This is a genomic window from Amycolatopsis decaplanina DSM 44594 (assembly GCF_000342005.1).
Taxonomy (GTDB): domain Bacteria; phylum Actinomycetota; class Actinomycetes; order Mycobacteriales; family Pseudonocardiaceae; genus Amycolatopsis; species Amycolatopsis decaplanina.
In genome coordinates this window covers 284945-307015 of record NZ_AOHO01000048.1, presented here as the reverse complement: position 1 = coordinate 307015, position 22071 = coordinate 284945, and the positions used below count along the sequence as shown (strand labels likewise).

Genomic DNA, 22071 nt, shown 5'->3' with positions numbered 1-22071 from the left:
TGCCCACTCACCGTGGCGTGCTCGACCAGCAAGCGCCCTGCCGACGTCGATCGCGGCGCGGGTTCACGGACGGGCAAATAACGACATAATCGCCGGATGACGCCCGAAGAGCTGCTGACGACCACACGGACCGTCCGCAAACGACTGGACCTGACCCGGCCGGTGCCTCTCGAACTGGTCAAACACGCCCTGCAGGTCGCGCTGCAGGCGCCGAGCGGATCGAACACGCAGCGCTGGCACTGGCTCGTGATCACCGATCCCGGGCAGCGGGCCGAACTCGGGAAGCTGTATCGGCGGGCGTGCCGCGAGTACCTCGATTCCCCACGGGCGGCGGGGAAACTGTTCGCCGACGACCCCGAACGGTCGAAGGTGCAGAAGCGCGTCGGCTCCAGCGTCGAGTACCTGGCCGACAAGATGGGCGAGGTGCCCGTGCACGTCATCCCGTGCCTGGAGACGACCAGCTCGGAGCTGCCCGCCGGCAACCAGGCCGGTCTGTGGGGGAACCTGCTGCCGGCGGTGTGGAGCTACATGCTCGCGGCGCGGGCCGTCACGCTCGGCACGGCGTGGACGACGCTGCACCTCGCGTACGAGAAGGAGGCCGCGGAGATCCTCGGCCTGCCGGAGAACGTGCACCAGGCCGCGCTCATCCCGACGGCGTTCTACACCGGCGACACCTTCAAGCCCGCCGCGCGACAGCCGCTCGAAGACGTCATGCGCCTGGACCGCTGGTGAGATAGGAGTCCAGCCGGTCCGCCAGTTCCTTGGGGTGGCTCAAGGACACGGAGTGGGAGCCGTCGATCTCGTCGGGCGCGAACCCGAGCCTGTCCTGGACGACCCGGCGCTGGAACTCAGGCGTGAAGAAACGGTCTTCGCGCGCGATGAGCACCTTCGTCGGGACGTCCGGCCACTTCTGGAGCGGCCACGGCTGTCCCCATTCGGCACTGACCTGGTTCCGGCCGTGCGAGCCCGCCTCCGCGACGATGTCCGCGGGGACGCCGTTGTAGAACTTCTCCTCGTCGGTGAGGTCCTGGTCGTCCTCGAAACCCGTGTTGCCCCACCAGTCCCCCGGCGTCTCGCCCGGTTTCGGGATCATCGGGGTCAGCATCACGAGGAGCCGCGGCGAAAGCTTCTCGGCGACGATCGGCGCGGTGAAGCCGCCATAGGAATGGCCCAGCACCACCAGATCCCCGCGGTCGCCGATCGCTTTCACGACGGCGTCGACGTGCTCCGGGAAGCCCGCCTTCTCGTCCTCGATCGGCAGGTTCACCGCGACGACGTCGTGCCCGCGCCCGGTCAGCTCCGCCTCGAGGAGGTGGAAGTCCCAGGCGCTGCCGCCACCGCCGTGGATCAGTACGAAGGTCGCCATGACCCCAGCCAACCCGAAGCCGGGGAGATCAGCAACGTCCGAGCATGTCGCCGAGCGCGCTCTTCTCCGCGGTGGTGATCGTGAGGCCGTAGTAGTGCTTCACGGTGATCCAGTCGGTGGCATAGGTGCACCAGAACGAGACGAGCGGCGGCTTCCACTGGTCCGGAGCCTTGTCGCTCTTCTCCTGGTTGACGTTGTCGGTGACGGCGAACAGCTGCGGCCGGGTCAGGTCGTTCGCGAACTGGCGCCGCTTCTCGTCGGTCCACGACTTCGCGCCGGAGACCCAGCTCTGCGCGAGCGGGACCATGTGGTCGATGTCGACGTCGGTCGGCTTGGTCCAGGTCTCGCCGTCGTAGACGCTCGTCCAGCTGCCCGAGATCGGGGCGCAGTCGGAACCGGCCTTGACGTCCTTGCCGTCGCGTTTGAGCACGAACTCGCGGGTGTTGCAGTTGTTCCCCTGGTTGTCCCAGTGCGGGTACTTCTTGCGGTCGTAGCCGTCCATCGAACCGCGCGGCGCGACGGTGAGTTCGTCCAGCTGCTTGCGTGCGTCGGCGGCACTCGCGGTGCCGGCGGGCTTCGGCTGCAACGCGTCGCCCTTGCCGCTCACGAACCAGAACACCGCGAGTACGACGGCGGCGAGGGTGATCAGCAGGAGCAGCCGCTGGGCCGTGGTCATCTGGCTGGTACGCGTGGCCACCGCGCGGTTCCTCTCGACGGGGGATGGGGAGAGCCAAGTATCACCGCGGCGCGCGCGGAAACCGGGTGCGACACGGCGATGACACCCGGTAGTTGTTGTCACATCGGGGCCCTGAGCAGCGACTACCCCAGGGACGCTGCCGGAAGGAGCGGGCTTGTGGGCGACGGAAAACGTAAGTGGAACACCCGGGTCGACGACTATCTGAACCGGAAGGCCGCGGAACGCGGACACGTGATCGCCATGGCACGTATGGGATCCACCGCGCTGGAGCGCGGCGATCTCGACGAGGCCGAGGCGTGGTTCCGGAAGGCCGCCGAGGGCGGGGACAGGGTCGCGATGGGCAACCTGGCGCATCTCCTGAACGAGCGCGGCGTGCCGGAGCAGGCCGAACGCTGGTATCGCGAAGCGGCGACGGCCGGTGATTCGCATGCCATGTCGCATCTGGGGAATCTCTGCGCGCGGCGAGGGGATTCGGACGCCGCCGAGGATTGGTGGCGGCGGGCCGCCGGCGAGGGCCGGGTCGAGGCGATGGTGGAACTGGCGCGGTCACTGCACCGGCGTGGCGAACTCCAGGAAGCCGAGTACTGGGCGGGCGACGCCGCGGACGCCGGCAACGTCGAAGGGATGATCACGCTCGGCGCCGTGCTCTGCGACACCGGCCGGACGTCCGAAGCGGAACCGTGGTGGCGCAAGGCGAGCGAAGAGGCCGACGCGGCATCGCTGATCAAACTCGGCCACCAGGCCCAGCAAGGGGGCGACCTCGCGCGCGCCGAAAGCTGCTATCAGGCGGCCGCGGCCGCCGGTGCCCCCGATGCCGCCGTCCGCCTCGGCCTGGTGCTGCATCGCCGCGGGGATCTCGACGCCGCGGAACACTGGTACCTCAAGGCGGCCAAACGGGGTGACGCCGCCGCGATGACGAACCTGGGTGTGCTGGCCAACGACCGGAACGACCCCGGCGAGGCCACCGCCTGGTACCGGAAGGCCGCGGAACTCGGCAGTGTCCCCGCCTACACCAACCTCGGCAGGCTCGCCGCCGACCACGGGAACTTCCAGGAGGCCGAGCACTGGTTCCGCGCGGCCGCCGACACCGGTGACCAGGCGGGGCAACGGGATCTGGAGGAGCTGTACCGCAACCGGCAGCGGTTCTAGGCCTGCCAGTTCCGCATCGCCGCGAACCCCTCGCGCAGCCGCTGGAGTTTGCGGCTGCGGTACGGGTCCTCGCCGTCGTCGAGCCGCCACCGCTCCTCGACGCCGGCGCGGAACACCGCGAGCCCCTCGAAACCGAGGCCCGCGGTGAAGTCCGCGATGTTCACGTCGAGGCGACCGGATCCATCAAGATCCAGCCGTAGCAACCACTCCGCGAGCTCCTTGGGCTCCGGCGGCGAATCGGCGCAGGCCTCCGCGTACAACGCGAGCGCGCCCCGCACCTCGGAGCCGAGTGCGCCGAAGGAGTCCTCGACGAAGTCCAGCGCCTCCACCACCAGCTCGATGACGCGGCACAGCAGCGGTCCGTCCATGAGTTCCCTGGCGGTGGCGAGCACCTCGCGCACCTTCTCGGTGTACGCGACCGTGCCCTGGAAGCCGACGAAACCGCGCAACCGCAACGTTCTCTCGACGTGACGCCGCAGCGCGTCGAGGTCCCCGCGGCCGGCCTTGAGCGAGAGTTTGCGGAACAGGACCGGGTCCTCGTTCGCGTGCCCGACGAGCAACTCGACCAGCTCGTCGCGGTCCAGCGACTCGACGTAGCCGCGGATGTCGGTCGCGCCGCCGTCTGCCACACCCTCGAGTACCAGCAGTCCGACGGCCACGCAATGCTTGCAGAAGAAGCCGTCCGCCGCGTGCGGGCAGGAGCACTCGCCGACCAGCTCGCCGTCGACGTTGCGCAACCGGACCGTGTACCGGTCGGTGCCGCTGACCACCGCCGCGACCCCGCCCGCGACGTCGTCCAGCGTCTCGACCGACTCCAGGTACTTGGCCCCGCGCGCGAACGAGACGTCGCCGGCCTGCCTGCGGAGTTCGTCCTCGCTGAACCACGTCACCGCCCTATTGAACCCCTTGCGCCGGAGGGCCGAGGAACAACCCACCGCTCGCGTCGAGAACCTGCCCGGTCACCCACCGGGCGTCGTCGGAGGCGAGGAACGCCACCACGTCCGCTATGTCGTCCGCGGTGCCGAGCCTTCGGTGCGCGGTTAGGGTTTTGATGGCGGCCTCCAGCTCCGGTGTGAAGAGGGTTTTGTTCGTCTCGGTCTTCGTGGCGCCCGGCGCGACGACGTTGACCGTGATCCCGCGGGGTCCGAGCTGGTGGGCGAGGGTGCGGCTCATCGTCTCGAGCGCGCCCTTGGTCATCGCGAAGGAAGTTTGTGTCGGGTTGGCCATCCTGGTGGCGGCCGACGAGACGTTGATGATGCGGCCGCCGTCGTTCAGCGGCGCCCGTTGGATGAGGAAGTACGGCGCTTTCACGTTCACCGCCATCAGATGATCGAAGCTTTCGGGCGTGTCCGTCTCGATCGGGCCTCGCGGTGCGGCTGCCGCGTTGTTGACCAAGATGTCCAGGCTGTCGATGCCCTCCAGGGCCTTGTCGACTCCCTCCATGGTCGACAAGTCGGCCTGCTCGCTCGACAGTTTGATCGTTCGTATGCCGTCCTTCTCGAGCCTCCGCGCGATCGCCGCCCCGATCCCCCGCGACGCCCCGGTCACCAATGCCGTCTTCATGCTCACCCCAGATGTTAGTGACTAACACTTTGATAGTGTCTACCACGTGAGCCTCCGAGACCGCCAGCGCGCCGAAACCCGGCTCGCTATCCAGACGCACGCCATCCGCCTCTTCACCGACGTCGGCTACGACGCGACCACCGTCGCCGACGTCGCCGCGGCCGCCGGCGTCTCGGCGATGACGGTCTACCGGCACTTCCCGACGAAGGAGGACCTGGTCCTCTACGACGAATACGACCCTGTGACCGCTTCGGCCGTCGTCGCCGAGCCTGCTTCTTTCTCCCTGCCCGCGAGGATCGGGCGCGCGCTGGAGACGACCGCCGCTTTGGGGTCGTCGCAGGAGAAGGCGTTTCTGTTGGCGCGGCTACGGCTGATGATCTCGGTGCCGGCGCTGCGGGCGCGGCATTTGGACAGCCAGTACGCGACGGCCGATGCGATCGTCTCGGCTCTTTGCGGACCTTCCCCGGCGCCCGAGGAGGAGTTTCGGGTGCGGGCTACGGCCATGGCGTGCCTGGGCGCGGCGCATGTGGCGCTGATCCGATGGGCGGAGACGGACGGGGAGGCGGATCTGGCGGGTTTGATCCGGGAGGCTCTGACCGGCGTCTTTGGGTGCTAGCCACCACGCCGTCACCGCCCGGTTCGGCTTCCGTCACGGCGCTCGCGTGTGTGGCAAGGTGGGCGGATGGCGAGAGTGACCCAGTTCTTCCAGGTTCGAGGCGACGCGAAGCCGCACCCCACCGAGGTTGAATGTGGCTATAGGACTGTCGACACCCCCTTGGGGCCCTTGCTTCAGTTGAGCACGTACGGGTCCGACGAGAGGCAGTCGGAGAAGAAGGTGAGCCAGACGTTGCAACTCGACCGCGAAGGGGCTCGGCGTCTCCTCGCGATTATCCGGGACACCTTTCCCGACCTGTGAGCGCGCCCGGAGAGGCGCCGCATCCTGCGGCGCGTCCAACACTTTGACCTGAAACCTCCGCGGTATGCTTCCGCGGTGCCTGAACTTGAAGAGTCTCACCGAACCTCCGTCGAGCTGTTCGCAGGTGGCGGTGGCCTCGCGATGGGCGTCGAGCGGGCTGGCTTCCGCCCCTTGTTGTTCAACGAGTTCGCGAAGTACGCGTGCGAGACGCTCGACGTGAACGTTTCGAGACGGCACAAGGCGGACAGGGTCCGCGTCCCGGCTTCGGACGACGGCTTCGTGGCCGTGGGCCCCTATGAGGTACCGCCTCCTGGGGCGGTTGTTCCGATCGTCGAGGGCGACGTGCAGGGCATCGGCATGGGCAACCTGAACGGCCGGGTCGATGTCCTGGCGGGCGGCCCGCCCTGTCAGCCGTTCAGCCTTGGGGGCGTCGCCAAGGGCGACGAGGATAAGCGGAACATGTTCCCGCAGATGTTCAGGGCGGTTCGGGAGATCCAGCCGAAGGCCGTGATCTGCGAGAACGTTCGCGGGCTTTTGAGGCCGTCTTTCAAGCCGTACTTCGACTACATCCTGCGAGAGCTCGAGTTTCCGTTCGTCGAGCGGAAGGCGGGTTCGACGTGGCAGGAACACGACGATGTTTTGAGGGCGATGGAGGAACGCCGCGATGTCCGGGCCGACGAGCGCTATGACGTGATTATGACACCTGTCAATGCCGCCGATTATGGTGTCCCTCAGATCCGGAATCGGATAATAATCGTCGCCTTCCGATCGGACTTGAATGTCGACTTGGACACTTTTCGCAAACTTATAACACCGCAGTACTCGGAAGGCGCCCTATATCGCTCGATTCTGAGCGGCGACTATTGGAGGCGCCACAACGACGTTCCGGGTCACGTGATGGACCGCGTGAACGCGGGCGTGCCCAAGAACCTCCCACTTGACGACGGCACTAAACCTTGGCGTACGCTGCGCGACGCTATTGAAGGAATTGAAGACGGTGAGGGTAATAAACTTCCTTCCCTGCCTCGGATTTCCTGGGAAAAGCTTGATCGGGTGGAGTACGAGGTCGGGGGGTTCAAGTATCACGTCGGATGGCCGGGAGCGCGTATCTACGATGGTCATACCCCCAACGAGTACGACCGTCCCGCGAAAACGGTGAAGGCTGGCGTACACGGCGTCCCCGGTGGGGAGTCGGTCATGCTCACGGACGAACGTGAGCGAGACTCCGAGTCTCCCACCGGCTTCCGATACAAGCACCGCTACATGACCGTTCGGGAAACCGCGCGCGTGATGACGTTCCCCGACGAGTGGGAACTCGCGGGCCCTCGCGGCGAACAGATGCGGCAACTCGGAAACGCCGTTCCCGTGCTACTAGGGGAGGTTTTCGCGAAAGCGGTTGGGGCGGCGCTGGACGAGGCCGAGTCTCACGCATGACCTCGACCCGCCGCGCGCAAAGCTCCTGGAAGGACAAGGCTCCGCCAGACAGGGCGTGGAAGGGACGCGCGGGGCGGAGCCGAGACGCCTTGGCGACAGAACAGGATCGCGCGGCCAAAGGGCGTCACCGACGGTTTGTCGATCTGGGCGACGGGCGCTACGCACGCGCCTCGGTCGAGCTTAAAGTTCTCCCGAACACTCGCCGGATTCGCGCTTACCTTCGCTGGTCGGACAAGGGGAAGTCGCCGACCAAGTACCTTGGACAAGTCGATCATGACACTCGGTCCAAGAATTTGGTCGAAGCGTGGGAAATCGCCTGGGAGAAGGGGTACGCGTGCGAACAGGCCCTACCCGACGGATCATGGGCTACGTCACCGAATGTCCGAGCTTCGATGCGAGGAAACCGCGGCAAAGATACGAAGCCGGAAGTGCGCCTGCGTAAACTGCTACACGCGCGTGGGCTTCGCTACCGGGTTTCCACCAACCCCGTCCCAGGACTAAGGAGAACGGCGGACGTGGTCTTTCCGGGTGCCTTAGTCGCGGTCTTCGTCGACGGCTGTTACTGGCATGGTTGCCCGGCGCATTACCGGCCGTCTACAGCTAACTCGGAATTCTGGGAAAATAAGATTCGACGCAATCGTGAGCGGGACGCTGAAACCACGAAGCTCCTCGAAGAAGCCGGCTGGCGAGTCGTACGCGCCTGGGAACACGAGGACCCCAGCCAGGTGGCCACCAAGGTGATCGAATTAGTGAGAGGCTAGCGGACTCAATCTCAGCTATCGCCCGCTTCTTGCCTCAACCTCTAGTCCTCGTCACTATCAGGCTCTTCTTCGACCTCGCCATCGTCAAGCAGGCCTTGCCCCTGCACCTCAATCACATTGTTATTCCGCTTCCTCCAAATCACCTTGGCGCTTTCATATGTCGCCTCTTCGCGATAGATAATGACATATCCCGGTAGCGCTGTCGCCTGCCAACCCTCTGGAAGCGCGTCGATCACGAGATGGACCACGTCGCGCAACGTCATATTACCGACGGGAAGAGCGACCTTTGATTGCGTGAGCTCTTTCGCGTTAGAGCTCTTCGTCTCGAAGCGCAGATTGAAAGGCAGTTCTCGCTTAACCTTACTCAGCAAACTGCTCACAGAACCTGTACCGTGCACTACCGGACCGATTTCGAAGTCGAGGTTCACAGGGAAGACAGCATCGAAATGCCTGCGTTTAACCAACGAGTCATCACGCTTTCGACCCGGATCATTGTTTCCAAAGCCATTTTTATTCCATGGCGCGCCGTCTTCGCCGTACTTTTTTATGAGCATCTTTTCGGGACCCGCGGCGTCCAGGTCTTCTTCGACGTACAAGCAGGCGAACTTTACTTCACCCATGTCGATACCTGATCGACCTGACAACTTTCGGAGGTGCTTTGCCAACCTATTCGGAAGACTGCGACTCGCCTTGCCGACATAGACTCGCCGACCTTGGTAGGAAAGCTCGTATACTCCGGGCTCGTTCTTGAGGTCCGCGAGAGCGGCCGCCGTGAGCGGGGCCGGCTTCAGATCATTGAGGGCTACCGCCAGCTGATCGGCCAGCGCGCGCGTGATGCTTAGTTTGAACTCCGCGCTCGACGCCTCGACCGCAGCGCTTCCCTGCGGGAACAGTTCGTTCTGCATCGCTGGAACATATCGCAATCTGGGTGTTGGTCAACCCACTATGGATAACCGTGTCTATCGCGACTAGGACAGTACTGGACTACATGTCGTCCTGGAATTTTCCAACCACTCCCGAACCGTCCGCCGAGTTACGTATTGCGCGGTTCACCGCGTCCAGACTGATGGATTCGTTGCACGCTAGCGCGTCGGCGCACCGACCCAGGCGTGACGAAAGCCGCGCGTCATGACAATCCGGTTCTCGAACCCGGGGTTCGTGATGGGCGGCAGCCTCGGCGCGGGCCGCCCCGATACCGACTCGACCGGACTTTCCGGCTGACGTCCTACTCGCTCGAACTAGTCGCGTGTAGGAAACCGGGTTGTGCCGCGGCCGTCGCTGGGGCATAGTTCACGTATCAAACTCAGCCATTGGAGCAGCCATGATGAACATGCGTGAGCGAAAGGCGCAGCGTCGGCATTCGGCCGTCGCGCCCATCGCCGTATGTCCGTCGCCCTGTTCCTGGCGACGTTCATACCGGGCTGACCAGCGGGTTCTGGCCATCGAGGACTCCCCATCATGACGCCATAGCGCGTGTGATGCCAGGGAGCCGCCCATCAGGAAACTGATCCGGGCGGCTTCTCTTTTTGCTGCGCAAAGCAATTCTCTATCGGCGAGCTTGGGAAGCGGAACGGCCTCCAAAACCGTGTCCAGGGGGTTCGACTCCTCCCGCCGGTGCTCGACGCTGTCTATTCAGCGCGAACCTTGACAACAGAAGACTTTTCCCAAAGCTCATCCCCGTCGCCGAAAGAGGCAGCCAGGACGAGCGCCGGTGGAGGCGTGCACTCGTCTCCACCTCACCCCTGTAGCTCAGGAGGACAGAGCGCCGCACTACGAATGCGGAGGTCCCAGGTTCGAGTCCTGGTAGGGGTACAGGTCGGCGTATCGGAGGGGGATACGCCGGTCGACGGATGCGAGGGGCACTGGCGACCCCGCCTGATTTGGGATCAGGAGTCACCGCGTTCGACTCGCGGGCGTCCGACCAAGTGGTACGACAAGGAGGATTGGCCGAGTCCGGTAAGGCAACCGTCCCGAAAACGGTGGTCGGCGTGAGAGCGTCGCGCAGGTTCGAATCCTGCATCCTCCGCAAGCCCTCGTGGTCCAACGGATACGACGCCGGCGTCCGAAACCGGGAACGCGGGTTCGACTCCTGCCGAGGGCACGGCGACCTGTACTTGGCCCACTTCACGACGGTCGTGCAGCGGCCCGCAAAGCCGTTGGACTCCGGGTTCGGCTCCCGGGTGGGCCTCTTGTTCTCTACCTAGCCCCTAGGTAGAGTTCTCCTATGAGTGGTCCACGGATGACGCTGCCGACGCAGCTCGTCCTGCACGAGCTGATGTCGGATCCGGCCCGGGAGATGTACGGACTGGAGATCTGCGCCGCGGCTGGGCTGCCGAGCGGCACGATCCATCCCATCCTGGCTCGGCTGGAGAAGGTGGGTTGGCTGCGTTCTCGGTGGGAGGAGGTCGAGCCTTCCGAGGAGGGACGCCCGCGACGCCGTTACTACAGCCTGGATCCGAACAGCATCGCGGCGGTGCGGGCGGCGTTACTCCGCGCCAAGGCATCGACACAAGCCCTATCACGCCTTCGCCCTGGCTTCGCAGGAGAGCGCTGATGCTCTTTTTCGGCGCTGCCGCCAATGAACTCGCAAGAGGGCTTCGCATCGCGAAGGAGCTCGAGCACGACATTCATCATTGGACGCGTCTCAGCGACACTCGCAGCGAGGTGGAGGGCGTGCGCAACGCAGCGACACACGTCGTCCGGCTCTTCGAAAGCGCCCTGACCGCGGCTCGTTCTCGGCAACTCGCCGAAGAAGACACCTCCGATGACGACGTTTTTGCCCTGTTGGAACTACTTCGCACACTTCAGGGTGCGGTCATCGACCTGGACTTGGAACTGGACGTCGGCTGGCACCGCGGCGAACAGGACTCGGACCGGATGCGGGTTCGCAGGCTCGCGGACGCTATCATCTATGCGACAGGTAAGGCCACCAGCGTCGAGGAGCGCCGGCCTCCTGCTCCTGTTCACGCGGTCGAAGCGGAACCCGAGAAGGCCGTACGGTCGGCTACTTCGCGTCGGCTGACCGACTGGGCGGCAAGGATCCTCCCCGCCGCCGACAGACTTGAATACACCGAACTGTTCCACGCGGAGCTGCACGACCTCGCGGAGTCCGGCTGCGGCGGCCGAGCGCAGATCACTTACGCGCTAAGGGTTCTGGTGCGAGCGCCATGGCTGCGGCGTGAACTGAGCGCGCCGGTGCAGGAGCGCTCGTGGTGACCAGGCAACGGAGCGACTGGTTCACGCAGATGATCTCCGACGAGACGCGCACAACCAACGCGCTCAGGCTGGCTCGTTGGGCTTTGCCCGCGCTGGTCCTCATCGTGGGGATCGTCGCCGCGGCCGTGGTGTTGCTCGCGATCACCTCGCCCTTGGCGGCGGCCGGACTGCTCGGTGGCGGATCGGTCGGCGGCGCCATGGCCGCCCGGCGACGACGCTAGAAGTCCACACCGGACAGACAAAAAGGCCCTCCCGCGAACGGGAGGGCCTTAGTGCTGTCTCAACCAGACGTGCGCCCGAAGGGATTCGAACCCCTGACCTTCTGATCCGTAGTCAGATGCTCTATCCAGCTGAGCTACGGGCGCTTGTTCAGTTATCAATCTAGCACCTGCCGGAACAGGTACCAGCGGAGGCTCCGGGATTTGAACCCGGGAGGGGGGGTCACCCCCAACCGCATTAGCAGTGCGGCGCCATAGACCAGACTAGGCGAAGCCTCCCAGGCCCAACGACCACTGCTCAAATAGGTTACACACCCCATGGCCCCCCTCTGAAGGCACCCCCCTTAGACGCGTTGCAGGGCTCTGAGCAGGCCTGATGGGCGCCCGCCGAGGCCTTCGGCTTCGAAGACGGCGATGCCGACCCGGGGGAGGTCACGGGCCGCGGGGTAGACCAGGTAGCGCGGGACCCAGCGGGGCTGGAACTTCGCGTTGAAGCGGTAGAGGGTCTCGATCTGGATCCAACGTGAGAAGAATCGCAGCGTCCGGGCGGACAGGCGGGCGACGGGGCCGGCGCCGATGCGCTGGCCTTGTTCCAGGACGGCGCGGAAGGCGGCGAAGTTCAGGGAGACGTGCTGGGCGGAGGTCGTCAGGAGGAGTTCGGAGATCATCAGCTCGTTGACGCCGTTGTCGGCGGTCCGGTCGCGGCGCATGACGTCCAGGGACAGGCCCTTCTCGCCCCAGGGGACGAACTGGAGGACTCCGCGGACGTGTCCGTCGTGTTCGGCGGTCACCAGGACCGAGCCTGGATCGCCCATGCGGCCGAGGGCCATCGAGAAGCCGCGCTCGGTGTCGGTGCCGCGCCAGGTGGCGGCGAGGGTGCGGAGTTCGTCGAGTTCACCTTCAAGCAGGTCTTCGGCCTTGCGGATGCGCGCGGTGTAGCCGGCTCGCTTCGCGCGCGAGACGGCTTGGCGGACTCCGCGCATGACGCGGCCTTCGAGGGTGAAGGTGTCGGTGTCGACGACGGCCTCGTCACCGATCTCCAGGACCTCCAGCCCGAAGCGTGCCCAGACGGTCGCGCCCAGTTCCGAGCAGCCCATGGCCGCCGGGGTCCAGGCGTACCGCCGGCAGACGTCCAGGTACTCCTCGATCGCCCCGGGCCACGCTTCCGGGTCACCGAGGGGGTCCGCCGAGCACAGCGCGACCCCGGCGATCACCCGATAGGTCACCGCGGCCTTCCCCGACTTCGAGAAGACCACGAACTTGTCCCGGCGCAGAGCGAAGTACCCCAGCGAGTCCCGCTCCCCCAGCAGCCCCCTCAGCCGCTCGACCTCGTCGTCGGTCAGCTCCGGCGCGGGTTCGGCCGAGCGGAGGAGGAAGTACGCCGCCAGCAGCACCGCGCCGATCCCGAACAGCAGGCCGACGGCGGCCGACAGGTCTTCCAGCCACAACGCGGGGAACACCACCGGACCGCTCACGCCGATCAGGGCCAGCGTCGACTGCGCCAGGCGGTCGCCGACGCTCAAGGGGGCGACCGCGACCGACAGCAGCGCGAAGTTGATCGCCACCCCGGCCACCGTCAGCTGCACGAAGACCCGGACCGCGCGCCACCGGCCGGTCACCGGATCGGGGAGCGCGATGAAGTGGCGCCGCGTCGCGATCAGGGCGATCAGCAGCGCGAGCGACACGAGCCCGGCGCCGAGGGCGTGCCGCAGCCCGAGATGCGACACCGTCAGCAGCGCGGCGGCGGCGACCGCCAGTTGCCAGGCCCGTCGTTTCCGCCGTTTGAGGCCGGTGGCGAGCAGCATCAGCAGCGCACCGGTCACCAGCGCGACCGTCGCCGCGCCGACCGTGGCCTCGTTCGGCAGTTCCAGCCATTCGGCGACGCGTCCACGCAGGGTGCGCCGCCCGGCCGGGACCAGCACCGAGACCAGGGCCAGCAGTCCGGCCAGCCGCGTCACCCAGGTGATCACCGCCACCGAGGTGGCACCCGCCACCCGCCAAGCGCCCGCCAAGTTCCGCCCCCGTCAGGTCGTGTCCTGTGAGTCTGTTCGATGGGCTTCGTGATCCAGGTGGTTCCTGACGGTGCGGCGGTTCGGCCTCGTACCGGGTCGTACTCGGCTGGACCGCCCGTGCCGTCAGGGGCCGCCTGGGCGCGGAGACCGCGAACGTGACTCGCAGGACGCGGCCTAGCTCCTTGCCAGCTTCACGAACGGTACAAGGGCGTCGGGGTTCAGCAGGGCATCCCGGCTGACGGCGCGGTCAGGTGAGACCCCCGAAAGGATCTTCTTGACCGGAACCTCGCACTTCTTGCCGTTGAGCGTCCGGGGCACCTCGCTCACCTGGACGAACCGGTCGGGCACGTGCCGCGGCGAAAGGGCCCCGCGCAATTCCTTGCGCAAGGCGGGCTCGATCTCGTCGAGCGACGCACCCTCGGTCAGCACGAGGAAACACAGCAGCTGCCCGTCCTCGTTGCCCGCCGCCGACGTGTCGATCACCAACGAGTCCGCGACCTGGTCGAACGACTCGACGACCCGGTAGAACTCGGCCGTGCCCATCCGGACGCCACCGCGGTTGAGTGTCGAATCGCTGCGTCCGTAGATGACGGCGGAGCCGCGGCCGGTGATCCGGATCCAGTCGCCGTGCCGCCAGATTCCCGGGTACATCTCGAAGTACGCCTCGCGCAACCGCGAGCCGTCCGGGTCGTTCCAGAAGAACACCGGCATCGACGGCATCGGTTCGGTGATCACCAGTTCGCCGACCGTCTCCACCACCGGCTTCCCGTCCTCGTCGAACGCGGCGACGGCGGCGCCGAGAGCGCGGACCGACAGCTCACCCAGCCAGACCGGGACATCCGGGGCCGACGCGACGAACGCCGCGCACAGATCCGTGCCACCGGACACCGAGCAGATCTGGACGCGTTTGCCGACCTCGTCGACGATCCACCGGAAGCCCTCGACGCTCAGCGGCGCGCCGGTCGATCCCAAGGCGCGCAACGCGGTGAGGTCGTAACGCTCCGCTGGTTTGATCCCGGCCTTCAGACAGCTCTGGATGTACGGCGCCGACGTGCCGAAGTAGGTGACACGATGCTGTTCGGCCAAGTGCCACAACACGTTCAGGTCCGGATGCCCCGGGCTACCGTCGAAGAGCACGATCGTGGTGCCGGTCAGCAGGCCGGAGATGAGGAAGTTCCACATCATCCAGCCGGTGGTGGTGAACCAGAAGAACCGATCACCAGGACCGAGATCGCTTTGCAGGGCAAGGGCTTTGAGGTGTTCGAGGGTGATCCCGCCGTGTCCGTGGACGATGCCCTTCGGCAGACCGGTGGTCCCCGAGGAGTACAGGACCCACAGCGGGTGACCGAATTCGACGGGTTCGAAGGCCAGTTCCGCGCCCGCGTTGTCCGCGAGCAGCGTGTCCCAGTCGAGTGTGCCGTCGAGGCGGCCGCCCGCGTAGTCGATGAGCACGGTCGCTTCGAGTGTGGAGATCTCGTCCCGCAACGAGTTCACCGTCGACCGGCTGTCGAACCACCGTCCATTGTAGACGTATCCGTTGACCGCGATCAGCACCTTCGGCTCGATCTGCGCGAAGCGGTCGGTGATCGCGCGGACGCCGAAGTCCGGCGAGCAAGACGACCAGACTGCGCCGAGGCTCGCGGTGGCGAGGAAGGCGATCAGCGTCTGCGGGCAGTTCGGCGCCAGCGCGACGACCCTGTCCCCTTTGGACACTCCCAGCTTGCGCAGTCCTTCCCGCGCGGAGGCGACGGCGGACCGCAGGGCGCCGTACGTCAGCTGCGACGAGAGGCCGTCTTCGCGGTGGAAGATCACGGCGACCTCGTCGTCGGCCTTCGCGGCGCCCGCGACGCCGGACATGAGCGAATGCTCGGCATAGTTCAGCGTTCCGCCCGCGAACCACCGGGCGTCCGGCATTTCGCCGGTGAGCACCTCACCGGGCTGGTCGTGCCAGCGCACGCCGAGGAAGTCGGCGACGGCGGACCAGAACTCCGGCCCCTGCCGCACGGAGAACTCCCACAACGCGTTGTAGTCGTCGACTTCCACGCCGCGTTCGGTGCGCAGCCATTGGCGGAACGCGTCGATCTTGGTGTCGGACAGGCGGCTCGGCTCAGGGCGCCAGAGCACTTCTGGGGCGTCGGCGGTGTGCGTCACCCCGCGATGTTAACCCTCGTTAACCTGCTTGGCGAGCCCCGGTGAACAGCTCGTACGCCATCGTCTTGAGCCGCGACGCGTCGAGCGGGGTGACTGTCAGCCACCCTCGATCGCGACGGAGCCCGTAGCGGCCGTCGGGGGTGTCCACCCAGGTCAACGTACCCTCTCCGCGCACCCAGCGGCCTTCCCACGACTTCCTGGCCGCCCCGAGCCGTCCGCTGCCGATCCGCTGCGTCGCGATCCGGACCAGCACGATGACCTCGGGTTCCCGCAGCCCTGCGTCACGCAGGACATCGGAGAACGCCGGCTGCCCGCCGTGCTCCCCCGCCTCGCACGCGGCCGTGTAGTCGTCGACGCGCAGGTTGACCGATAGTCCCCGCCCCTGCTCGCACGGCGGCAAAGCCTGCAGCAGGGTCGCGGCGACGAGCGGTTCCCGCAGCGCCGTCAGCTCGACGTCGGTGCCCGAAACGCCGATCGCGACCGCGCCGCGATCGGACACGCAGCCGACGGCCCGGTACGCCGGATCGCCGTCGAGCCGCAGGTCGAGCGTGAGTTCGCTGTTCGCGACGGTGTGCAGCAGCCGCACCAGTTCGGGCGCGGGCGCGTCCACGGTGCCGAGGCCGCGTTCCGACAGCGTCGCGCTCGCCGTGGCCACCAGTTCCGCCCGGAATTCCGGCGTCCGCCCGACGTGCGGGACCTCCAGCACCGCGGGCAGTTCGTCGCGTCCGTGCGCCGACCAGAGCAGGAACAGCTCGCCGACGTGCAGCCGGATCCAGTCCATCAGCGACCGCTCCTCGGGTCCTCGCCGATGACGGGCGGGGTCACGTGCCCGGTGAGACCCCAGACGTCGGAATCCTCGACGAGGTAGTCCGGCGCCTTGTGCGCCTCCTCGCCCTGCCGCCCTTGCGGGGGCGCCATCCCCATCGGCATCCCACCGAAGCCGCCCATACCCGCGGCCGCAGCCCGTGTCCCGGCCGGTTGACCGGGCTGCCCCGATGGCCCGAAGCCACCGACGCCGGACCGGCCGCCCTGCCCGAGTTGCTCTTGGGTTCCGCCGGCGGTGCCGGGCGGCGGCGGTACGACGGCGCCGCTGCTCGCGCCCGGCGCGCGCGGCGCCTCGACCGGTTCCCGCACCTGGATCGGGGCGGCGTCGTCGGCGCCACTGCTGCGTGTCGAGTCGTCCGGCGGCGGGACTGGTTCCGGCTTCGGTTCGGGTTTCGGCTTCGGCTCCGGCTCTTCGGGTGTCTTGAGTAGCTTCGGCTCCTTGCCGTACGAAGAGAAGCTGGGGACGTTCTCGTAGACCTCTCCGGAGCTGTGCTGCATCCGCGTCATCACGTCGGCGGCCTGACGGTGCAGATCCTGCGAGCTCTCGTCGGTGGGCTCGGCGACGATCCGGCCGGCCTCGGCGAAGGCGGAGCCCGACGGCGGCGAAGCCGACATGGCCTGCGTCGAATCGGAGACCGGGATCGGACGGCGTTTCGGCGGCTCCGGCAGCTTGGGCCGCGGCGCGTATCCCGGCGGCTCGGGCATCGTGCGCCGCGCGGTGTCGGCGATGTCCGCCTGGCGGCGGACGCAGTTCGCGACGTTCTCCGCGCGCCAGCCCGTCTCGCCCGCCCAGTCGACGAGCTTGATCGCGGCGTCACGGGCCCTGTCCGCGCCCTCACCCGTCCAGCCGTCGGCGGTGGCGGCGAGCGCCGCCCTGAGTTCGGAACCGACCCTGTCCAGGAACGCGCTGATCTTCGTCCACTGCGCGGCGACGGCCTCCGCGCTCGCGAGGTCCAGCTCGTTGTGGACCATCTCGTAGAGCTCTCGATGCGAGTAGCTCATCCAGTCGATGTCGGCCTTGAGGTGCTCGGGGCCCGGGCGGGGTTCGGGCTCCCGCGGCGGCCACGGCATGGGCAGGATGCGCATCAGCGCTCGTCCTTCCGCTCGTGCTCGACGATGTCCTCCATGTCGAACCGGCGGGCCACCCGTTCGAGCTGCTCCTGGCCCTCCTCGTCCGCGGCGACGTACATCTTCCGCGCCGCCATCACGGTGAGCTGGAAGTCCTTGAGCACCTTGGCGAAGTCGTCGAGGACGGGTACGGCGGCTTCGGTCCCTTTGTTCGCGGCGCCCTGGAAGCGTTCGCTCATGGTGTGACCGACGAAGTTGTCGCCCAGCTTCAAGGGCGCGTTGAACTCCGTCGAGTCCTTGATTAGCGCGTTGAGCTCCTGGCGTGCCTTCCGCAGGGCGTCGACGAGCTTCTTGGCGGCGTCCTCGGAGACCTTGACGGCCCCCTTCTTGGCATCGGTCTTGGAATCCCGGATCTGGCCCGCCACCGGCGCCAAGGCCGGAGCCGACGCTCCGAACGCGGCTTGTGGTGTCGCAGGTACCTTGGGTGACTGTGCCATTCGGCCCTCCCCTGTCACATCTCAGGGGAATGCTAGCGCGAACGGAGTCAGCGCAGGTGGGCGTCGAACCAATTCAGCGTGCGCTGCCAGGCCTCCGCGGCCGCGTCCGGGTCGGCGTCGAAACGGTGATTGGCGCCCGGGTAGTGGACGACGTTCGTCGCGACATTCGCCGTCGCCGCCGCGTCCCGTAGCTGCTCGACCTCGGCGCCTCCGGCCTCGTCGCCCGCGTCGCCGTACATGCCGAGCCAGGGGCTGGTGAGCCGTCCCGCGATCTCGGCGAGGACCGGCAGCCCGGTGACGCCCTGCCCGCCGACGCTGACCGCCGCGCCCAGCCTGCGGTTCGACGCCACGACCAGCGCGGCCGTCCCGCCGAGGTCGAAACCGACGACACCGACGAGATCCGCCTGGACTCCACGCTCGCCGAGCCAGGAGAGCGTCGCGTCGGTGGCTTCGAGAAGGTCCTGTTGCGTGAGGTCGTCCCGGTCGAGATGCGGGGTGACGGTGAGCCAGCCTTCGCCCGCGAGACCGGCCAGGAGCAGGCCCAAACCCTCTTCGACCTCTTCGGCCTCCTCGTGCAGCACCACGAGTCCGCCGCGGACGACACCATCCGGTTCGGCGAAGGTCAGGCGCAGCGTGTGGCCGTCGGCGTGCTGGTGTTCCACGGTGGTCGTCAGGGTCATTCCTCCATCAGACCACTCTTAGGTAAATATTCGGAGCTTGCGCTCGCACGGGAGGATACGGTGTCGGAGCCGTCCCCCAGACGTAGGAGCGCCGAAGATGTCACCTGTTTCGCCGCGTGCGGATCTCGAATCGTTGCCGAAGTACGTCCCTGGCCGGACAATCCAGGGCGCGATCAAGCTGGCGAGCAACGAGGTTCCCGGTGGACCGCTGCCGAGTGTGGCGCAGGCCATAGCCGAGACGGCACAGGGCATCAACCGGTACCCGGACATCACGGCTTCCGCGCTCGTCGAGCGGCTGGCCCGCGAGCTGAACGAGCCGGTCGAGCGGATCGCCATCGGCTGCGGCTCGGTTTCCCTTTGCCAGCAAATGATCCAGGCCCTGTGCGGCCCTGGTGACGAGGTCGTCTTCCCGTGGCGTTCGTTCGAGGCGTACCCGATCGTCACGCAGGTGGCGAACGCCGTCAGCGTGAAAGTGCCATTGACAGTTGAGCATGGGTTGGATTTGAAGGCCATGCTGGCCGCGATCACGCCGAAGACGCGGCTGGTCTTCGTGTGCAACCCCAACAACCCGACCGGGACGGTCGTGCGGCGCGCGGAGCTGGAGCGCTTCCTCGACGCCGTGCCCTCGGGCGTGCTCGTCGTGCTCGACGAGGCGTACAAGGAGTTCGTGACCGACGCCGAGGTGCCGGACGGCGTCGAACTCGCGCGCGGCAGGGACAACGTCGCGGTGCTTCGGACGTTCTCGAAGGCGTACGGCCTCGCCGGTCTTCGCGTGGGTTACGCGGTGGCGCCGGAAGCCATCACCGTCGCGCTGAAGCAGGTCTACGTCGCGTTCTCGGTGAACATGATCGCCCAGGCGGCGGCCATCGCCTCCCTCGACGCGGCCGACGAACTGCTGGAACGCTGCAAGGAGATCGTCTCGGAACGCACTCGCGTCCGGGATGCCTTGGTGGCCAAGGGTTACGAGGTGCCGGAGACGCAGGCGAACTTCGTCTGGCTGCCGCTGGGCGAGCGGACGACCGAGTTCGCGGAGCACGCTTTGGAGCGGAAGCTGATCGTGCGTCCCTTCGCGGGCGAAGGCGCGCGAGTGACCATCGGGACGCCTGAGGAGAACGACCTCTTCCTCGAAGCGGCCGGAGACTTCCCGCGCTGACAAGGTCTCGAACCGGCCCGCACTTCGTGGACGGAGTGCGGGCCGTTCCTATTTGAGGAGCAGCTGCACCATCGCGGCGAGGCCGATCACGACGATCACGCCGCGCAGCACCTTCGGCGAGAGTTTGCGGCCGATCTTCGCGCCGATCTGGCCACCGATCGTCGACCCGACCGCGAGCAGCGCGACCACGGGCCAGCTGACCGGCGCGATGAAGGCGTAGATCGCGCCCGCGACGATGTTCACGACGGCTGACAGGGCGTTCTTGACGCCGTTGAGCCGTTGCAGCGACTCCGACATCAGCATCCCCATCACGGCCACCATCATCACGCCCTGCGCGGCCGTGAAGTATCCGCCGTAGATGCCGATCAGGAAGATCAGGAACAGCAAGAGCGGCCCGATCTTGTGGACCTTGCCGTTCTCCTCGCGGCGCTTCGCGACCCAGGCGGCCACTCGCGGCTGGACGATCACGAGCACCACCGCGAGCCCGACCAGCGCGGGCACGACGGCCTCGAAAGCGTCCTTCGGCAGCGAGAGCAGCAGGATCGTCCCGCAGATCGCGCCGAAGAACGACGCGACGGCGAGTTTGGCGACCTCGGGCCAGTAGCCCTTGAGCTCCTGCCGGTAGCCGATCGCCCCGCTGACCGTGCCGGGGGCGAGGCCGATCGCGTTGGACGTCGTCGCGGTCAGCGGCGAGTAGCCGAGCGCGACCAGAACCGGGAAAGTAACCAGCGTGCCCGAGCCGACGACCGTGTTGATGGTGCCCGCCCAGAGCCCCGCGATGAAGATCACTACCGCGTGCCACCACGTCATAAAGCGCTCACGTCCGCACCCTAAGCACCGTTACCTCCTTTCGCGCTCTGGATGTGTCTAGTGTCGCGTGATCTTGCCTGCCTTACGCGTGACTGGACGGACGACACGTCATTCAGTTCTCCTCCGGCAGATGAGCCGCGGTGATCTCCGTGGCGACCGTCCAGCCGAGCGTCAGGTACAGCGCCCGGCCCTCTTCCGTCGCGACCAGGACCGCCCGGTCCGCCCCGGCGGCGACCGCCACTTCGTCGAGCCTGCGCATGACGAACCGGCCCAGCCCTCGCCGCTGGTGCTCGGGCTCCGTCACGACCTGGTCGATCACCGCCGTGCCGCCGGCGATCGCGACCCGGCCGGTGGCCGCGCACGAGCCGTCGGGCGCGCGCACCACCACGTCGGTGACGACGCCGTCGCCGACGAGTTCCGCCCGATACGGCTCGGGTGCGGCCATGACGGGCCGCAGCGCGATCGGAGCGCTCATCAGGTACTCCGGCGGGCCGACCTCCCACTCCGGCGGCACCGTCTTCGCCACCTCGTCCCGCGAACCGCTCACCTTCAGCCATGTTCCGGGCTCTTTCAGCGAACGCGCCCGGCTCTCGACCGCGCGGGCGTCCGCCAGCACATATCTCACGCGATGCCCCGGGCGCCCGACGTCGAGCCGGTAGCCGTCCGGTTCGGCCACCGGGATCCCGACGCCGCGGGAAAGCGCCCAGCCGTGCACCCATGCCTTGATCAGTCCTGCCACCCCAGTCATCGTCAGATGATGACACCCCTCACCGACATTTCCGGGCGTTCCGCCGGACCTGCGAGGATGGAACCGTGGCCGACGACGAGCGCGAGCAGGTGTGGAGTGCGACCGTCGATCATCTGCGCACGATGATCGACTCGGGCAGGCTCCCCGCCGGGTCGAGGCTGCCCGCCGAACGGGCGCTCTGCGAACAGCTCGGGATCAGCCGCGGTTCACTGCGACAGGCGTTGCGGGTGCTGGACTCCATCGGCTACGTGCAGGTGCGGCCGGGTTCTGGCACGTACGTCCGCGAGAACCTCGACGAACAGCCCCTCCGCGGCTGGTTCTCCGAGCACGAGCAACTGGTCGAGAAGCTGTTCGACCTGCGGACCATCGTCGAGCCGACGCTGGCCGAGCGGCTCGCGCTCGATCACACGCCCCGGGTGCTCGCCCGGCTGGAGGGCACCGTCGAGGAGATGGATCAGGCCGCGGCCGACGGTGACATGCTGCGCGTGATCGCGGCCGACGCCGAATTCCACCGGGTGATCGCGGGCAACGCGGGCAACGACGACGTCACCGATCTGTTGCGGTCGGTGCTCTCGCTGGTCGGCGAGGAGCGGCGGGCGGCGCTGCGGCTTCCGGGGCAGATCAGGAAGGCCGTCGACGAGCATCGCGCGATCCTCGAAGCGATCCGCCGTTCGGACGCGGCGGCCGCGCGGGAGATCACCCTGCGGCATCTGCTCGACGCCAAGACCTACGTCCACGACTACACGAGCCGGGATTGACGCTTCCTTGATGGCGTGACCGCCTCCGCGCGAGTATTGTTTTCAGAAG

The 22071-nt window shown here is 67.1% G+C and carries 24 protein-coding genes and 6 tRNA genes; 15 read left to right on the top strand and 15 right to left on the bottom strand.

Going from position 1 to position 22071, the window contains the following annotated elements:
* Positions 1-96: 96 nt before the first annotated feature.
* Positions 97-732, top strand: coding sequence for a nitroreductase family protein (locus tag H074_RS14045; protein ID WP_007030710.1), 636 nt, complete (start codon positions 97-99; stop codon positions 730-732).
* On the opposite strand, the gene H074_RS14040 is transcribed toward H074_RS14045, so the two are convergent.
* Both H074_RS14040 and H074_RS14035 read right to left on the bottom strand, forming a co-directional pair.
* Positions 710-1366: an alpha/beta hydrolase gene (locus H074_RS14040; RefSeq protein WP_007030709.1), complete on the bottom strand. Its 657-nt coding sequence runs from the start codon at positions 1364-1366 to the stop codon at positions 710-712. The two genes, H074_RS14045 and H074_RS14040, sit on opposite strands and share 23 nt — an antisense overlap.
* 28 nt (positions 1367-1394) lie before the next feature.
* Positions 1395-2063 carry an HNH endonuclease family protein gene (locus H074_RS14035; protein WP_007030708.1) on the bottom strand — a complete coding sequence of 223 codons (669 nt, stop codon included), beginning with the start codon at positions 2061-2063 and terminating at the stop codon, positions 1395-1397.
* A 156-nt stretch (positions 2064-2219) separates the two neighbouring features.
* Between H074_RS14035 and H074_RS14030 the strand changes: the two genes are divergently transcribed.
* Complete coding sequence (locus H074_RS14030; RefSeq protein ID WP_007030707.1) at positions 2220-3212, top strand: tetratricopeptide repeat protein; 993 nt, start codon at positions 2220-2222, stop codon at positions 3210-3212.
* Here the strand turns inward: H074_RS14030 and H074_RS14025 are convergent.
* Entirely contained in the window at positions 3209-4102 is an 894-nt protein-coding gene (locus tag H074_RS14025; protein ID WP_007030706.1) for an SWIM zinc finger family protein, read from the bottom strand. The two genes, H074_RS14030 and H074_RS14025, sit on opposite strands and share 4 nt — an antisense overlap.
* Before the next feature lie 4 nt (positions 4103-4106).
* Positions 4107-4775 (bottom strand): SDR family oxidoreductase, encoded by a 669-nt coding sequence (locus tag H074_RS14020; protein WP_152521417.1) that lies wholly within the window; start codon positions 4773-4775, stop codon positions 4107-4109.
* A gap of 46 nt (positions 4776-4821) precedes the next feature.
* On the opposite strand from H074_RS14020, the gene H074_RS14015 reads away from it, so the two are divergent.
* The 4 genes from H074_RS14015 (at position 4822) to H074_RS42255 (ending at position 7886) form a co-directional block, all read left to right on the top strand.
* Positions 4822-5391, top strand: coding sequence for a TetR/AcrR family transcriptional regulator (locus H074_RS14015; RefSeq protein WP_007030704.1), 570 nt, complete (start codon positions 4822-4824; stop codon positions 5389-5391).
* 66 nt (positions 5392-5457) lie between these two features.
* Entirely contained in the window at positions 5458-5691 is a 234-nt protein-coding gene (locus H074_RS14010) for a hypothetical protein (RefSeq protein ID WP_039922370.1), read from the top strand.
* 75 nt (positions 5692-5766) lie between these two features.
* On the top strand, positions 5767-7125 hold the full coding sequence (locus H074_RS14005; protein ID WP_152521416.1) for a DNA cytosine methyltransferase: 1359 nt from the start codon (positions 5767-5769) through the stop codon (positions 7123-7125).
* Between the two features lie 89 nt (positions 7126-7214).
* Positions 7215-7886: a very short patch repair endonuclease gene (locus H074_RS42255; protein WP_338022456.1), complete on the top strand. Its 672-nt coding sequence runs from the start codon at positions 7215-7217 to the stop codon at positions 7884-7886.
* A gap of 41 nt (positions 7887-7927) precedes the next feature.
* On the opposite strand, the gene H074_RS40245 is transcribed toward H074_RS42255, so the two are convergent.
* A complete protein-coding gene (locus H074_RS40245) occupies positions 7928-8791 on the bottom strand; it encodes a GIY-YIG nuclease family protein (protein ID WP_152521415.1) in 864 nt (287 codons plus the stop codon).
* Between the two features lie 833 nt (positions 8792-9624).
* Between H074_RS40245 and H074_RS13995 the strand changes: the two genes are divergently transcribed.
* The 7 genes from H074_RS13995 (at position 9625) to H074_RS13970 (ending at position 11323) form a co-directional block, all read left to right on the top strand.
* Positions 9625-9698, top strand: a tRNA-Arg gene (locus H074_RS13995).
* 35 nt (positions 9699-9733) lie between these two features.
* Positions 9734-9810 (top strand) — tRNA-Pro (locus tag H074_RS40240).
* Between the two features lie 13 nt (positions 9811-9823).
* Positions 9824-9912 (top strand) — tRNA-Ser (locus tag H074_RS13990).
* Between the two features lie 3 nt (positions 9913-9915).
* Positions 9916-9987: transfer RNA gene (locus tag H074_RS13985), tRNA-Arg, on the top strand.
* A gap of 123 nt (positions 9988-10110) precedes the next feature.
* Positions 10111-10440: a PadR family transcriptional regulator gene (locus H074_RS13980; protein ID WP_235096757.1), complete on the top strand. Its 330-nt coding sequence runs from the start codon at positions 10111-10113 to the stop codon at positions 10438-10440.
* Positions 10440-11102: a hypothetical protein gene (locus tag H074_RS13975; protein ID WP_007030697.1), complete on the top strand. Its 663-nt coding sequence runs from the start codon at positions 10440-10442 to the stop codon at positions 11100-11102. Before H074_RS13980 ends, H074_RS13975 begins: the two co-directional genes overlap by 1 nt.
* Positions 11099-11323 carry a hypothetical protein gene (locus H074_RS13970; protein WP_007030696.1) on the top strand — a complete coding sequence of 75 codons (225 nt, stop codon included), beginning with the start codon at positions 11099-11101 and terminating at the stop codon, positions 11321-11323. Before H074_RS13975 ends, H074_RS13970 begins: the two co-directional genes overlap by 4 nt.
* 70 nt (positions 11324-11393) lie before the next feature.
* Here the strand turns inward: H074_RS13970 and H074_RS13965 are convergent.
* From H074_RS13965 to H074_RS13930, 8 genes are all read right to left on the bottom strand, one after another.
* Positions 11394-11467, bottom strand: a tRNA-Arg gene (locus tag H074_RS13965).
* Positions 11468-11509: 42 nt separating this feature from the next.
* Positions 11510-11599, bottom strand: a tRNA-Ser gene (locus H074_RS13960).
* Positions 11600-11664: 65 nt separating this feature from the next.
* Positions 11665-13314, bottom strand: a complete 1650-nt coding sequence (locus tag H074_RS13955) for a phosphatidylglycerol lysyltransferase domain-containing protein (protein WP_007030695.1) — start codon at positions 13312-13314, stop codon at positions 11665-11667.
* Between the two features lie 192 nt (positions 13315-13506).
* On the bottom strand, positions 13507-15483 hold the full coding sequence (locus H074_RS13950; protein ID WP_007030694.1) for an acetoacetate--CoA ligase: 1977 nt from the start codon (positions 15481-15483) through the stop codon (positions 13507-13509).
* Between the two features lie 19 nt (positions 15484-15502).
* Positions 15503-16264, bottom strand: coding sequence for an ESX secretion-associated protein EspG (locus H074_RS13945; RefSeq protein ID WP_007030693.1), 762 nt, complete (start codon positions 16262-16264; stop codon positions 15503-15505).
* Positions 16264-17394, bottom strand: a complete 1131-nt coding sequence (locus H074_RS13940) for a PPE domain-containing protein (protein ID WP_007030692.1) — start codon at positions 17392-17394, stop codon at positions 16264-16266. The genes H074_RS13945 and H074_RS13940 overlap by 1 nt, the downstream gene beginning before the upstream one ends.
* Positions 17394-17873 (bottom strand): hypothetical protein, encoded by a 480-nt coding sequence (locus H074_RS13935; protein WP_235096756.1) that lies wholly within the window; start codon positions 17871-17873, stop codon positions 17394-17396. Before H074_RS13935 ends, H074_RS13940 begins: the two co-directional genes overlap by 1 nt.
* A 47-nt stretch (positions 17874-17920) precedes the next feature.
* Complete coding sequence (locus H074_RS13930) at positions 17921-18553, bottom strand: dienelactone hydrolase family protein (RefSeq protein WP_007030690.1); 633 nt, start codon at positions 18551-18553, stop codon at positions 17921-17923.
* Between the two features lie 97 nt (positions 18554-18650).
* Here H074_RS13930 and hisC point away from each other — a divergent pair, with 97 nt between their 5' ends.
* Positions 18651-19706, top strand: a complete 1056-nt coding sequence (hisC, locus tag H074_RS13925) for a histidinol-phosphate transaminase (RefSeq protein WP_007030689.1) — start codon at positions 18651-18653, stop codon at positions 19704-19706.
* A 48-nt stretch (positions 19707-19754) separates the two neighbouring features.
* Here hisC and H074_RS13920 read toward each other — a convergent pair whose 3' ends face one another.
* Together H074_RS13920 and H074_RS13915 are read right to left on the bottom strand one after the other, a co-directional pair.
* Positions 19755-20516 carry a sulfite exporter TauE/SafE family protein gene (locus tag H074_RS13920; RefSeq protein WP_039922358.1) on the bottom strand — a complete coding sequence of 254 codons (762 nt, stop codon included), beginning with the start codon at positions 20514-20516 and terminating at the stop codon, positions 19755-19757.
* 112 nt (positions 20517-20628) lie between these two features.
* On the bottom strand, positions 20629-21255 hold the full coding sequence (locus H074_RS13915; protein WP_007030687.1) for a GNAT family N-acetyltransferase: 627 nt from the start codon (positions 21253-21255) through the stop codon (positions 20629-20631).
* A 74-nt stretch (positions 21256-21329) separates the two neighbouring features.
* Here H074_RS13915 and H074_RS13910 point away from each other — a divergent pair, with 74 nt between their 5' ends.
* A complete protein-coding gene (locus H074_RS13910) occupies positions 21330-22022 on the top strand; it encodes a FadR/GntR family transcriptional regulator (protein WP_007030686.1) in 693 nt (230 codons plus the stop codon).
* Positions 22023-22071 lie beyond the last annotated feature (49 nt).